14 protein-coding genes and 1 pseudogene are annotated in these 13122 nt (G+C 74.0%); 1 reads left to right on the top strand and 14 read right to left on the bottom strand.

Annotation, left to right across the window (positions count from 1 at the left end):
* Nucleotides 1–5: 5 nt before the first annotated feature.
* A complete protein-coding gene (rpsB, locus tag ACWPXV_RS09680; RefSeq protein WP_454085041.1) occupies nt 6–1013 on the bottom strand; it encodes a 30S ribosomal protein S2 in 1008 nt (335 codons plus the stop codon).
* A gap of 718 nt (nt 1014–1731) precedes the next feature.
* On the opposite strand from rpsB, the gene ACWPXV_RS09675 reads away from it, so the two are divergent.
* Nucleotides 1732–2283 carry a M23 family metallopeptidase gene (locus ACWPXV_RS09675; RefSeq protein ID WP_454085040.1) on the top strand — a complete coding sequence of 184 codons (552 nt, stop codon included), beginning with the start codon at nt 1732–1734 and terminating at the stop codon, nt 2281–2283.
* Nucleotides 2284–2581: 298 nt separating this feature from the next.
* Here the strand turns inward: ACWPXV_RS09675 and ACWPXV_RS09670 are convergent.
* From ACWPXV_RS09670 to rpsP, 13 genes and pseudogenes are all read right to left on the bottom strand, one after another.
* Nucleotides 2582–3520, bottom strand: a pseudogene (locus tag ACWPXV_RS09670) (tyrosine recombinase XerC); the annotation flags it as partial.
* Nucleotides 3521–3537: 17 nt separating this feature from the next.
* Entirely contained in the window at nt 3538–4743 is a 1206-nt protein-coding gene (fdhA, locus tag ACWPXV_RS09665) for a formaldehyde dehydrogenase, glutathione-independent (RefSeq protein ID WP_454085039.1), read from the bottom strand.
* Between the two features lie 106 nt (nt 4744–4849).
* Entirely contained in the window at nt 4850–6037 is a 1188-nt protein-coding gene (dprA, locus tag ACWPXV_RS09660; RefSeq protein ID WP_454085038.1) for a DNA-processing protein DprA, read from the bottom strand.
* Complete coding sequence (locus ACWPXV_RS09655) at nt 6030–7565, bottom strand: YifB family Mg chelatase-like AAA ATPase (RefSeq protein WP_454085037.1); 1536 nt, start codon at nt 7563–7565, stop codon at nt 6030–6032. Before ACWPXV_RS09655 ends, dprA begins: the two co-directional genes overlap by 8 nt.
* Complete coding sequence (locus tag ACWPXV_RS09650; RefSeq protein WP_251304983.1) at nt 7566–7928, bottom strand: YraN family protein; 363 nt, start codon at nt 7926–7928, stop codon at nt 7566–7568.
* Nucleotides 7929–8037: 109 nt separating this feature from the next.
* On the bottom strand, nt 8038–8343 hold the full coding sequence (locus ACWPXV_RS09645) for a DUF2469 domain-containing protein (RefSeq protein ID WP_110852344.1): 306 nt from the start codon (nt 8341–8343) through the stop codon (nt 8038–8040).
* 7 nt (nt 8344–8350) lie between these two features.
* Nucleotides 8351–9124 (bottom strand): ribonuclease HII, encoded by a 774-nt coding sequence (locus ACWPXV_RS09640; protein ID WP_454085036.1) that lies wholly within the window; start codon nt 9122–9124, stop codon nt 8351–8353.
* 25 nt (nt 9125–9149) lie between these two features.
* A complete protein-coding gene (gene lepB, locus ACWPXV_RS09635; RefSeq protein WP_454085035.1) occupies nt 9150–9911 on the bottom strand; it encodes a signal peptidase I in 762 nt (253 codons plus the stop codon).
* 87 nt (nt 9912–9998) lie between these two features.
* A complete protein-coding gene (gene rplS / locus ACWPXV_RS09630; protein ID WP_454085034.1) occupies nt 9999–10340 on the bottom strand; it encodes a 50S ribosomal protein L19 in 342 nt (113 codons plus the stop codon).
* 156 nt (nt 10341–10496) lie between these two features.
* A complete protein-coding gene (trmD, locus tag ACWPXV_RS09625; protein WP_454085033.1) occupies nt 10497–11810 on the bottom strand; it encodes a tRNA (guanosine(37)-N1)-methyltransferase TrmD in 1314 nt (437 codons plus the stop codon).
* A 1-nt stretch (nt 11811) separates the two neighbouring features.
* Nucleotides 11812–12327, bottom strand: a complete 516-nt coding sequence (rimM, locus tag ACWPXV_RS09620; RefSeq protein ID WP_454085032.1) for a ribosome maturation factor RimM — start codon at nt 12325–12327, stop codon at nt 11812–11814.
* A gap of 71 nt (nt 12328–12398) precedes the next feature.
* On the bottom strand, nt 12399–12635 hold the full coding sequence (locus tag ACWPXV_RS09615; RefSeq protein ID WP_110852349.1) for an RNA-binding protein: 237 nt from the start codon (nt 12633–12635) through the stop codon (nt 12399–12401).
* A complete protein-coding gene (gene rpsP / locus ACWPXV_RS09610) occupies nt 12625–13086 on the bottom strand; it encodes a 30S ribosomal protein S16 (RefSeq protein WP_251304979.1) in 462 nt (153 codons plus the stop codon). Before rpsP ends, ACWPXV_RS09615 begins: the two co-directional genes overlap by 11 nt.
* Nucleotides 13087–13122 lie beyond the last annotated feature (36 nt).

Raw genomic sequence — 13122 nt, 5'->3', positions numbered from 1 at the left:
GGGGATCAGGCCTGGCTGGCGGGGGGCTCGTCCGCCGCGGGGGCGTCCGTCGCGGGGGCGTTGTCGGCCACCTGCGTGGTGTCGGGGCCCTCGGCGCTGACGACGGGAGCGGACTCCTCGCCGGCCTCGGCGGCGGCGGCGACCTGCTCGGCGTCGTTCGTCACGCCGGCGACGTGCTGGGCGGCGTCGACGGCCTCGTCACCCTGCTCGGCGACGACGGGCGAGGCCTGCGCGCTCTGGTCGGCCTCGTTGGCGGCGAGGAGCTCGCGCTCCCACTCGGCCAGCGGCTCGGCCTCGGTCGGGGCGTTGCCCGAGCCGCCACCGTGACGCGTGACGAGACCGGCAGCGGCGGCGTCGGCGATCACGCGGGTGAGCAGGCCGACGGCGCGGATCGCGTCGTCGTTGCCGGGGATGCCGTAGTCGACCTCGTCCGGGTCGCAGTTGGTGTCGAGGATGGCGATGACGGGGATGTTGAGCTTGCGCGCCTCGGCGACCGCCAGGTGCTCCTTCTTGGTGTCGACGATCCACACCGCAGACGGCACCTTGGTCATGTCGCGGATACCACCCAGCGTGCGCGAGAGCTTGTCCTTCTCGCGGCGCTGCATGAGCAGCTCCTTCTTCGTGAAGGAGCTGCTCGCGACGTCGTCGAAGTCGACCTGCTCGAGCTCCTTGAGGCGCTGCAGACGCTTGTTGACGGTGGTGAAGTTGGTGAGCATGCCACCGAGCCAGCGCTGGTTGACGTAGGGCATGCCCACGCGCGCCGCCTGCTCGGCGACGGCCTCCTGCGCCTGCTTCTTGGTCCCGACGAACAGGATCGTGCCGCCGTGGGCGACCGTCTCCTTGACGTACTCGTAGGCACGGTCGATGTCCGTCAGCGACTGCTGGAGGTCGATGATGTAGATGCCGTTGCGCTCGGTGAAGATGAAGCGCTTCATCTTGGGGTTCCAGCGACGGGTCTGGTGCCCGAAGTGGACGCCGCTCTCGAGGAGCTGGCGCATGGTGACGACGGCCATGGCTCGTCCTTTCCGGTGCGGGTGCTCCGCACGTCGGGCGAACATGGCGCGAGTGTTCCGCTGCCGTGTCCGCTACTCGGTTGTCTGTGGTCGACCGGGTGGTCGCCACTCCTGGTGCTCACGACTGCCGGCCCCCGCCTGGGCGGGACCGCGCCGGCTGCCTCGCGTCGCTGGGTCCGGGACTGCGAGCGCGACATGTGGGCACGCGATGTCAGCCGGATCGCTCCGGCTGCGGTGCCAACTCTACCGCACCCCACCCCTCCCCGGCAGCGCAAGGGCCCCGCCGTCCTGTGGCGCCCACGACACTGAACCCGCACCGTCCCCCTACCGCCGAGCGCTGACTTGTTACCCACCCAGCCGCCCCGTCACGCCGACAGCCGGATCCCGCCCCGCCTCCCCCTCCCCCCACGCCGACAGCTGACTTGTTACCCAGCCCCCACCCCGCCGACAGCCGGATCCCGCCCCCACTCCTCCCACGCCGGCAGCCGGATCCCGCCCGCACCCCACCCACGCCGACAGCCGGATCCCGCCCGCCCCCACCCACGCCGACAGCTGACTTGTTGCTCCAGCCCGTACCGCAGAGCGCGGACTTGCTGCCCGCTCCCCTACCGCTGAGAGCTCACCTGTGACCGGTCCACCCGTCCCCCTCGCGGGGCCGTCATCCCCAGAGACCGTCCGACGTCCGGCGGTGCCGGCGCGCTGCCGCGACGCTGGTGCCATGGGTCTGAGCAGTGGCACCGCGGCTGCGGCGGGCGTGCTCGCCGTCCTCGGTGGTGCACTCCTACTGGCCGAGCAACCCGCGCCGGCACCACAGGTCGTCGTGCAGAGCACCGCCGCGTCAGTCGACCGGGTCCGGTACGAGTGGCCGACCGGCGGCCCCGGAGAGGTCGTCCGCCCCTTCGCCGCGCCACCCGAACGGTGGGCGGCGGGTCACCGCGGCGTCGACCTCGCTCTCCCGGCAGGCGCAGATGTCGGGGCGGCCGGCGACGGCGTCGTCGCCTTCGCCGGTCGGGTCGCCGGCCGCGGCGTGGTGTCCGTCGACCACGCCGACGGCCTCCGCACCACCTACGAGCCGGTCACGGCGACAACTCGCCGCGGCGCGCAGGTGACCGCAGGACAGGTGATCGGCGTGCTCGAGTCGCTCGGCCACCACTGCCCTGACGAGCCGTGCCTGCACTGGGGAGCGCGACGGGGTCGGGACGGCTATGTCGATCCGCTCACCCTTCTCACCGAGGATGTCGTGATCCGGCTGCTTCCCCAGCACGGGTGAGGGGCCCCGCCCGCCGGCGGGCCTGACGCGCGCTGCACGGCTCGACGTGCAGCAGAAGTCCTCCGGCGGGCGGGATCCGGCTGTCGGTGACAAGTGAGGCTGCCCCAGCGACTGAGCAGCGGGCAATCCGTTGGTGGGCGGGATCCGACTGTCAGCGGCAGGCTACTGGTCGGTAACAAGTGAGCTGTCGGCGCGGACAAGTGAGCTGTCAGCGGTAACAAGTGAGCTGTCGGCGCGAACAAGTGAGCTGTCGGCGGTAACAGTGAGCTGTCGGCGATGACGGGGCGGGGTCAGGCGCGGGGTGGGCTTGGGTGTAGGCGGCGCGGAGGCGCTCAGGGGTGACGTGCGTGTAGCGCTGGGTGGTGGCGAGGAGGCATGGCCGAGCACCTCCTGGACAGTGCGCAGGTCCGAGCCACCGGCGAGGAGGTGGGTGGCGGCACGTGCCGCAGGCCGTGGGCGCCATGTCCCGCACGCCCGCGAGCGCCGTCAGGTCGTGCACCCGCTCGCGCACGGCCCGCACGCCCAACCGTCCGCCGCGCGCACCGAGGAACAGCGCCGGCGGCGACGTCGGCGTCACGAGCTGGGGGCGACCGCGCTCCAGCCACTCCCCCAGGGCGCGGTCCGCCGGCACCCCGAAGGGGACGACGCGCTCGGCGCCTCCCTTGCCGAGCACCCGCACGGTCCGCTCGCGTCGGTCGACCGCGGCCACGTCGATGCCGACGAGCTCGGCGACCCGCACGCCGGTCGCGTAGAGCATCTCGAGGACCGCCCAGTCGCGCAGGCGGAGCGGGTCGCCGTCGTCGGCCACCTGGGCCGCGAGGTCCAGCAGGACGGTCGCCTCGTCGACGGCGAGCACCTGCGGCACACGCTTGTCGGCCCGCGGGCTCTGCAGGCGCACGCCGACGTCCTCGGCGAGGTGGCCCTGCCGCACGGCCCAGGAGCAGAAGGTCCGCGCGGCCGCCGCGCGGCGGGCGAGCGTCGACCGCGAGCGCCCGTCGCGGGCCTGCCCGGCCAGCCACGCGCGCAGGGCGGTGAGGTCGAGCCGGGTGAGGTCCACGGCTCCGTCGTCCTCGCGCAGCGTGTCGAGGAGCGAGCGCACGTCGGAGAGGTAGCCGCGCACGGTGTGCTCCGACAGGCCGCGCTGCAGAGCGAGGTGGCGCCCGAAGTCGTCGAGGAGCGTGGCGGGGTGGGGCACGCGCTCACGGTCGCGCGTCCCGGCGGTGAGGGCAAGCCTCACCGCCGGGCGCGTCGGTCTCAGCGGATGGAGCCGTGGGCGTCGATGACGTACTTCTTCGCCGCGCCCTTGTCGAACTCCTCGTACCCGCGGGGTGCGTCGTCGAGGCTGATGACCTCGGCGTTGACGGCCTTGGCGATGTGGATCCGGTCGTTGAGGATCGCCTGCATGAGGCCGCGGTGGTACTTCATCACCGGGGTCTGGCCCGTGACGAAGGTGAGGGCCTTCGCCCAGCCGGTGCCGAAGTCCATCGACAGGGCGCCGCGCTGGGCCGCCTCGTCGACGCCGCCCGGGTCACCGGTGACGTAGAGGCCGGGGATCCCCACCGACCCTCCCGCGGAGACGACGCTCATCACGCTGTTGAGCACCGTCGCCGGGGCCTCCTTGCCCCCGTGGCCCATCGCCTCGAAGCCGACGGCGTCGATGGCCGCGTCCACCTCGGGGACCTTGAGCAGGTCCTCGATCTGCTCGTGCGGCTCCCCCTTGCTGAGGTCGATCGTCTCGCACCCGAAGCTGCGCGCCTGGGCGAGACGCTCGGTGTTGAAGTCACCGACGACGACGACGGCCGCGCCGAGCAGCTGCGCCGAGGCGGCGGCCGCGAGCCCGACGGGTCCTGCTCCGGCGACGTACACGGTCGAGCCCGTCCCGACCTTCGCGCTCACCGCGCCGTGGTACCCGGTCGGGAGGATGTCGGAGAGCATGGTGAGGTCGAGGATCTTCTCCATCGCCTGCGCCTTGTCCGGGAAGACGAGGGCGTTCCAGTCCGCGTAGGGGACGAGCACGTACTCGGCCTGCCCGCCGACCCAGCCGCCCATGTCGACGTACCCGTAGGCGCTTCCGGGGCGGTCGGGGTTGACGTTGAGACAGATCTCGGTGCGCCGCTTCTTGCAGTTGACGCACCGGCCGCAGGAGATGTTGAACGGGACGGAGACGAGGTCGCCCTTCTTGACGAACTCCACGTCCCGCCCGACCTCGACGACCTCGCCGGTGATCTCGTGGCCGAGGACGAGGTCGCTGGGCGCGGTCGTGCGGCCGCGGACCATGTGCTGGTCGGAGCCGCAGATGTTGGTGGCGACGGTCTTGAGGATGACGCCGTGGGGTACCTGGCGTCCCACGTTCGCGGGGTTGACGCCCGGTCCGTCCTGGAGCTCGAAGGTGGGGTAGTCCGTGTCGATGACCTCGACCTTGCCGGGGGCCTTGTAGGCGACTGCTCGGTTTCCTGCCATGTTCCTGCCCTTCTCTGCTGAGCCGGCCGTGGACGCCACGTCGCGTCGGTGGGCGGCCGGTACGACGACCTCGTCGTCCTGCCACGTTACCTCACTGTGACGCGGCTCACGTGGGCCTCGGGGTGCGGCGCCAGCCGCTGCCGCTGCGCTGGGCGTGGCCGCTGAGCTCGAGCCGCCCCACCCCGGCCCGCACCTCCCGCTCGCTCAGCCCGGCCGTCCGCGCGAGGCTGGCCACGCTCGCGGCGGACCTCGCCGGCAGGGCGTCGAGCACCCGGGACCCGAGGGGGTCGAGCCCGTCGAGGAGGCCGGGCTGCACGGGCCGGTCCGGGGCGAGGTCCTCCCCGCTGGGGGCGAGCAGCTCGAGGACGTCCGCGGCGTCGGTGACGCACACTGCGCCGTGGTCCCGCAGGAGGCGGTGGCAGCCCGCCGAGGCCATCGAGGTGACCGGCCCCGGCACCGCGGCCACCGGACGCAGGAGGTCCTCGGCGTGCCGGGCGGTGTTGAGGGCGCCCGAGCGCCACCCGGCCTCGACGACCACGCACACCCGGCCGAGGGCGGCGATGAGGCGGTTGCGCTCGAGGAAGCGGTGGCGGCCCGGCGACGAGCCGGGTGCCGGCTCGGCCAGCACGACGCCCTCGTCCATGATGGCCTCGAGCAGGCGGGTGTTGCCGGCCGGGTAGAGGCGGTCCACTCCCCCGGCGAGCACCGCCCACGTGAGGCCGTCGGTGCTGAGCGCGCCGCGGTGCGCGGCCGCGTCGATCCCGTAGGCGCCGCCGGACACGACGACGACGCCCCGCTCGGCGAGCTCGATGGCCATCTGCGCGGCCAGCGTCTCCCCGTACCGGGTGCTCGCGCGCATCCCGACGATCGCCACGGCCGGGCGCGGCAGGTCCAGGCGGCCGTTGCCGCGCACCCAGAGTGCCGCCGGCGCCCGCTCAGCGAGGTCCGCGAAGACGGTCGGCCACTCCTCGTCGCCCGGCAGGAGGAGACGACCGCCGAGGGCGTCGAGCATGCTCAGCTCGCGCCGGATGTCGAGGTCGTCGAGGCGCGGGACCCACCGGTCCACGGCCTTGCGCCAGTCGTCGGCGGCGACGGCGTCGTCCACGAGGACCCCGCCGGGCGGGACGACCGAGCTCGAGCCGGCGCGCCGGACGTGGCACAACCACTCGAGCGCTGCGCCCGGCCCGAGCCGGGCGCGCAGCACACCGGCGGCACGGTCGCCGGGCTCGGCGACGCGCGTCCACGCGGCCGCGGCGAGCCGCTGGTCCGTGGTGTCGAAGGGCAGGTCAGGCACCGGTGCCTCCTCTGATGCGCAGGCTCATGGCGGTCCCGACGTCGTCGAGGTCGGGGTGGGGACGCCCGGAGAGGTCGGCGAGCGTCCAGGCGATCTTGAGCACGCGGTCCATCCCCCGCAGGCTCAGCGTCCCGGAGTCGAGGGCCCGCTCGAGCACGGCCCGCGGGCGCGTCCCTAGCCCCTGCTCCGGGGCACGCAGCCACGCGCCGGGCACCTCGGCGTTGCCCTGCCACGGAGTGCCCGCCAGCCGCCGGTGCTGGGCGGCACGCGCCTCGGCGACCCGCGCGGACACGACCCGGCTGCTCTCCCCCTCCGAGCCGAGCGCGGCGGAGGCGCGGGTGACCGCGGGGACGTCGATCTGGAGGTCGACACGGTCGAGCAGCGGCCCGGACAGCCGGGCGAGGTACCGGCGCCGCTCCAGCGGCGTGCACGTGCACGCCAGGCCCTTGCCCGTCGCCTTGCCGCAGGGGCAGGGGTTGGCGGCGAGGACGAGCTGGAAGCGGGCCGGGTAGCGCGCGGCGCCGCGGGCGCGGTGGACGACGATCTCGCCGTGCTCGAGCGGCTGGCGCAGCGAGTCGAGCACCCTCCGCGCGAACTCCGGGGCCTCGTCGAGCAGGAGGACGCCGCGGTGGGCGCGGGAGGCGGCGCCGGGACGCGGCACCCCGGACCCGCCGCCGACGATGGCCTGGGCCGTGGCCGTGTGGTGGGGGTCCTCGAAGGGCGGGCGCCGCAGCAGTCCCCCGCCGGCGTTGAAAGTGCCGGCCACCGAGTGGATCGCCGTCACCTCCAGGGCGTCGGCGTCCTCGAGGTCGGGCAGCAGACCGGGCAGGCGCGCGGCGAGCATCGTCTTGCCCGCCCCGGGCGGCCCGACCATGAGGAGGTGGTGGCCCCCGGCGGCGGCGACCTCGAGGGCGAAGCGCGCCTCGTCCTGCCCGATGACCTCCGCGAGGTCCGGTGGTGCCGGCGCCGCCGGCGGCGCCGGCACCGGCAGCGCCTCGGGCGCCGGCACGCTCACGTCCGCGCCGTACTCGCGCGCGAGCTCGGTGAGGTGCTGGACCCCGCGCACCCGCGCACCCGGGACGAGCCGTGCCTCGGCAAGGTTCCCGGCGGGCACGACGACGTCGGGCCGGCCGGCGGCGACGGCGGCGGCCACCGCGGGCAGCACCCCGCGCACCGGGTGGACGCGCCCGTCCAGCCCGAGCTCGCCGAGGTGGACGGCCCGCCCGGCCCGCTCGGCGTCGGGCAGGCCGTCCGCCCCCAGGCAGGCGACCGCGATGGCGAGGTCGAAGGCGGAGCCCGCCTTGGGCAGCGAGGCCGGAGACAGGTTAACGGTGCGCCGCCGCGCGTCCCAGGGCAGCCCGCAGGACGCCACCGCGGCGCGCACGCGCTCGCGGGCCTCGGACAGCGACGCGTCGGGCAGCCCGACGAGGATGAAGGCCGGCAGCCCGCTCGCCGCGTGCGCCTCGACCTGGACGAGATGTCCCTCCACGCCCACGAGCGCCACCGACCACGTCCGTGCCAGGCCCACTCAGCCCACCGCCCGCAGGTGCTCGACGAGGGCGGGGCGCCCGTGGCGGCGCAGCACCGCGACGACGTCGATGCGCACCTCGGCGGCGCGCGTGCCGTGCTCGCTCAGCCACCGCCCGGCGAGCCGCCGCAGCCGCTCGAGCTTGACGGCGCCCACGGCCTCGGAGGGGTGGCCGAAGCCGGTACCGCTGCGGGTCTTGACCTCGACGAAGGCGATGGCGTCGGACCGCGGGTCCCGGGCGACGATGTCGATCTCGCCCTCGCGGCAGCGCCAGTTGCGGTCGAGGATCTCGTAACCGTCCTCACGGAGCATCGCTGCGGCGATGCGCTCGCCACGGGCGCCGAGCTCGTCCTTTGCGGCCACGGGCCACCACCTCCGCGACCAGCGTCACCGACGCGACCCACGCGGGACCGGGCACGGTCACCGGGCGGTGGACAGGCTCAGCGCGAGCCCGTCGTGTGGGGCAACCGGGTCAGGACGGGAGGTTGAGCTCCGCCCGCGGCAGCTCCTCGACGTTGACGTCCTTGAAGGTCACCACTCGCACCGAGCGCACGAAGCGCGCGGACCGGTAGACGTCCCACACCCACGCGTCCCCGAGGGTCAGCTCGAAGAACACCTCGCCGCCCGCCGAGCGCACCTGCAGGTCCACCTCGTTGGCGAGGTAGAAGCGACGCTCGGTCTCCACGACGTAGGAGAAGAGCCCGACGACGTCCCGGTACTCGCGGTACAGGCCGAGCTCGAGATCGGCCTCGTAGTTCTCCAGGTCCTCAGCACTCACGTCCCCATCATGCCCCGGGACGGGCCGGCGCGGCACCGGCGGGCACCGGGACGGGCGTGGCCTCGGGCACAGCCGCCTCGGGGACGGCGGCTTCCGGGGCGGGGTCCTGGGCCGTCGGCAGCCGCCAGGACCGGCGGTGCAGCTCGGTGGGCCCGAGCTCGCGCAGCGCGGCGAGGTGCCCGGGGGCGGAGTAGCCCTTGTTCGCCTCCCAGCCGTAGGCGGGGTGCTGCTCGGCCAGGCCGACCATCATCCCGTCGCGCTCGCACTTGGCCAGCACGCTCGCCCCCGCGATGACGGCGCACCGCAGGTCGCCCTTGACCTGGGTCCGCACCGGCGGGACGAGGACGGGCAGCTCGGGGTCGAGGCCGCCGAAGAGGTCGTCGGGCGGGGTGAGCCAGTCGTGGATGCCGTCGAGGACGACGACGTCGGGCACGAGTCCCTGCGCCGCCAGCGTGGCCAGGGCCCGGGTTCCGGCCATCCGGAGCGCGGCGATGATGCCGAACGCGTCGATCTCGTCCGGCCCGGCGTGCCCGACGGCGCTGCCCACCGACCAGCGGCGCACCGGCTCGCACAGGGCCTCCCGAGCGGGAGCGGTGAGGAGCTTGGAGTCGCGCAGCCCGCGGGGCAGGCGCCCGGTGCTCGCGTCGACGAGGCACACGCCCACGCTCACCGGCCCGGCGAGGGCGCCGCGCCCCACCTCGTCCATCCCGGCGACGAGCCGGTGGCCGGAGTCGAGCAGCTCTCGCTCGAGCTGCCGGGTGGGCGCACGGTTCACAGGCACGCAGCCATCGTAGGCACGGGCCCGGTCAGGGCTCGGGGACCTCGGCGAAGGTGTCGCCCGGGTTGCGGAGCACGGTCCAGCTGTCGAAGGGCCACAGGATGAGCACGGCGGTGCCGACGACGTTGCGCATCGGCACGGCCCCGCCGCCGGGGTCGCCCTGGTGGGCGCGGGAGTCCTGGGAGTTGGAGCGGTTGTCGCCCATGAGCCACAGGTGGTTCTCGGGGACGGTGACGGAGAACTCGGTCTCGCTCGGGGAGACACCCGGCTTGAGGTAGGGCTCGTCGATCCCGACGCCGTTGACGGTGATCCGCCCGTCCGCGTCGCAGCACTCGACGGTGTCCCCGCCCAGCCCGATGATCCGCTTGATGAGGTGCTCACCGGCGTTCTGCGGGAGCAGCCCGACGAAGGTGAGGACCTCCTCGACGCCGCGCTGCAGCTGGTTGCGGGTGTCGGGCTGGGTCTCGAGCCAGCCGCCGGGGTCGACGAAGACGACGACGTCCCCGCGGCTGACGTCCAGCGGCCCGGGCGCGAGCTTGCTCACGAGCACCCGGTCCCCGACGGCGAAGGTGTCCTCCATCGAGCCGGAGGGGATGAAGAAGGCCTGCACGAGGAAGGTCTTGATGAGGACGGACAGGACGAGCGCGCTCACGACGACGATCGCGGTCTCGCGCAACCACCCGCCCTTGCGCCGGGCTGCCGGCCGGGCGTCCTCGCCCGGCTCCTCGGACCGCAGCTGTTCACGGTCGCGGCGCGTCGCGCTGGCCCGTGCGTCGTCGTCGTTCGTCACGGCCTACGCACTCCTGTGTCGGAAAAGAACTTCTGCCCGGCTCGAGACGAGCCGGGCAGAAGTGATGGTACGGGTACTGCTCGCGAGTCAGCGCTTCTCGCGGATCTTGGCCTTCTTCCCCTGCAGACCGCGCATGTAGTACAGCTTGGCCCGGCGGACGGCGCCGCGGGAGACGACCTCGATCTTGTCGATCGACGGGGAGTGGACCGGGAAGGTGCGCTCGACACCGACGCCGAAGCTCACCTTGCGGATGATGAAGGTCTCGCGGACCCCAGCGCCGGAGCGGGCCATGACGTATCCCTGGAAGATCTGGATACGGCTGCGGCTGCCCTCGACGACCTTGACGTGGACCTTGAGGGTGTCGCCCGCACGGAAGTCGGGGATGTCGTCGCGCAGCGATGCTGCGTCGACGTGGTCAAGGGTCTGCATGGTTGTGCCTTCCCGCTGGTGCCACAGGTCACCGGCGCTGTTCGTGGCAGCGGTCGCTGCCGACATCTGATGGTGGCCACGCTGCCCGGATGCGCCGGTCCCCTGAGGCAGACCGCGCGCCGTGAGCGCATGACCGGTCCATCTTGCCACAGCGGGTCAGGGCACCGAAACCGGTGTGCTCATCACCACGTCGTCGTTGAGGACCCCGCCGACGTCGTAGGTCCGCCGCCCGACGAACACGAAGCCGCAGCGCTCGTAGAAGCGCCGGGCCCGCCGGTTGCCGGCGTTCGTCCCGAGCCACAGCTGCCTGGCCCCGTGCTGCGCGGCGGCGTCCGTTGCGGCGGAGACGAGCCGGCCGGCCAGCCCGCCGCCGTGGACGTCGGGGTGGACGTAGCACTTGCTCAGCTCGGCGACGCCCTCGCTCTCCTCCTGGCCGGGGGCCGGGGAGTCGAGGACGACCATCGTGTAGCCGAGCAGCGCGCCGGTGTCCTCGTCGGCGGCGACGTGCACAACGCGCCCGGGGTCGGTGAGGAAGCGGGCGAAGCTGTCGGCGTCGAGCTGGGTCGCGACGTGGGCGGCGATCGCCTCGGGGCCGAGCGACGGCGGGCAGGCGAGCGGGAAGGTGAGGGCGGCGAGCGCGGCCAGGGCGACGGCGTCGTCGGGGCCGGCGAGGCGCACCTGCGCGCGGCGGGGACCGGCCGGACCGACGTACCAGCCCAGCCCGGCGAGGACCCGCCGGTCCTCACGGTCGAGCGCCTCGGGCGCGAGCCGCTCGAGGAGGTCCGGGCGGCGGGCGGCGGTGCGCTCCAGGGCGCGGTCGCGGCGCCAGCGGGTCACCTTGGCGTGGTGCCCGGAGGTGAGGACCTCGGGGACGGGCAGGTCCCGCCAGGCGGGGGGCTTGGTGTAGACGGGGTACTCGAGCAGCCCCGCGGCGCCGTGGGACTCCTCGACGAGCGACTCGGGGTTGCCGACGACGCCGGGCAGCAGCCGCGCCACGGCCTCGACGACGACGAGTGCCGCGACCTCTCCCCCGTTGAGGACGTAGTCGCCGATGGACACCTCACGGACGGTGACGCCCGGCCGCGTGGCGTAGTGCTCGGCCACGCGGGCGTCGATGCCTTCGTAGCGGCCGCAGGCCAGGACGAGGCGGCGCGCGCCCGCCAGCTCCTCGGCGGTGCGCTGGGTGAAGACCTCCCCGGCGGGGCTCGGCACGAGGAGCACCGTCCCGCCGTCGTCGGCGCCGTCCCCGAGGACGGCGTCCAGGGCCGTGCCCCACACGTCCGGGCGCATGACCATGCCGGCGCCCCCGCCGAAGGGGGTGTCGTCGACGGTGCGGTGCCGGTCGGTGGTCCACGCGCGCAGGTCGTGGACGGCAAGGTCGAGCAGCCCGGACTGGCGCGCCTTGCCGACGAGCGAGAGCTCGAGCGGTGCGAGGTAGTCCGGGAAGATCGTCAGGACGTCGATGCGCACGTCAGTCCTCGTCGTCGTCGCCGGCGAGCAGCCCGCGCGGCGGGTCGATGACCACGCGCCGTCCGGGGACGTCGACGAGCGGGACGATCTCGCTGACGAAGGGGACGAGGGTGCGCTGGCCGCCCTCCTCGGTGAGGACGAGGAGGTCCTGGGCGGGCAGGTGCTCGATCCCGGCGACGGTCCCCAGGTGGCGCCCCTCGGTGTCCTCCACGGGGAGCCCGACGAGCTCGTGGGGGTACCAGGCGTCCTCCTCCGGGTCCTCCTCGGGAGCGGCGACCAGGAGGGTGCCGCGTAGCGCCTCGGCCGCGGTGCGGTCGGGGGCCTCGGCGAAGCGGACGTACCACGAGCCCTGCCGCTCGCTGCTCGCGGCCACGGTGAGGGGGCCGCGCTCGGGCGGGTCGGTGGCGAGCACCGTCCCGGGGGCGAAGCGGCCGGCGGGGTCATCGGTCCGGACCTCCAGGCGCACCAGGCCGTGCAGGCCGTTGGGTGCGCCGATGCGGGCGACCACCAGCTCCATCTCAGCTCTCCTCGGGTAGAACGAGCGCGAGCCCTGGCTCACCGGGGGTGAACCAGGGCTCGCGTCCGTGGTCAGCGGTCGGTGTCGACGACGTCGACGCGGACCGGGCCGCGCGTGGACAGCGCGGAGACGACGGTGCGCAAGGCTCGTGCCGTGCGCCCCTGCCGGCCGATGACGCGGCCGAGGTCGTCGGGGTGTACCCGGACCTCGAGCAGCTCACCGCGACGCAGCGAACGAGAGGTGACGGTGACGTCGTCGGGGTTGTCGACGACGCCACGCACCAGGTGCTCGAGGGCGTCAGCCAGCATTGGTCTCGTCGGCGGGCTCCTCGGCGGGCGCGTCCGACGGCGCCTTCTCCTCGGTGGCCGCGGCGGCGGCCTCGGAGGCCTTGGCCTTGCGCTTCTCGGCCTCGTCCTCGGCGGCCTTCACCGCAGCGGCGCGAGCCTCGGCGGCGTCCTCGGCGCTGACGCCCTTGACGCGCAGGGTGCCCTCGGCGCCCGGCAGGCCCTTGAACTTCTGCCAGTCGCCGGTCACCTTGAGCAGCGCGGCGACCTGCTCGGTGGGCTGGGCGCCCACGGAGAGCCAGTACTGCGCGCGCTCGGAGTCGATGTCGATGAGCGACGGCTCCTCGGTCGGGTGGTACTTGCCGATCTCCTCGATCGCCCGGCCATCACGCTTCTTGCGACCGTCCATGATGACGACGCGGTAGTACGGCGCGCGGATCTTGCCCATGCGCTTGAGACGGATCTTGACTGCCACTGTGGTGGTCACTCCTGGTTCATGTGGGGTGGGCCG

The sequence above is a fragment of the Georgenia sp. Marseille-Q6866 genome, from assembly GCF_965111665.1.
This window is presented reverse-complemented; position numbering and strand designations above follow the sequence as displayed.

Excerpts from the sequence above, each read along its gene's own strand:
- rpsB (WP_454085041.1), bottom strand. The coding sequence starts at position 1,013 with ATGGCCGTCGTCACCATGCGCCAGCTCCTCGAGAGCGGCGTCCACTTC.
- ACWPXV_RS09675 (WP_454085040.1), top strand. The coding sequence starts at position 1,732 with ATGGGTCTGAGCAGTGGCACCGCGGCTGCGGCGGGCGTGCTCGCCGTC.
- fdhA (WP_454085039.1), bottom strand. The coding sequence starts at position 4,743 with ATGGCAGGAAACCGAGCAGTCGCCTACAAGGCCCCCGGCAAGGTCGAG.
- rplS (WP_454085034.1), bottom strand. The coding sequence starts at position 10,340 with ATGCAGACCCTTGACCACGTCGACGCAGCATCGCTGCGCGACGACATC.
- rimM (WP_454085032.1), bottom strand. The coding sequence starts at position 12,327 with ATGGAGCTGGTGGTCGCCCGCATCGGCGCACCCAACGGCCTGCACGGC.
- ACWPXV_RS09615 (WP_110852349.1), bottom strand. The coding sequence starts at position 12,635 with ATGCTGGCTGACGCCCTCGAGCACCTGGTGCGTGGCGTCGTCGACAAC.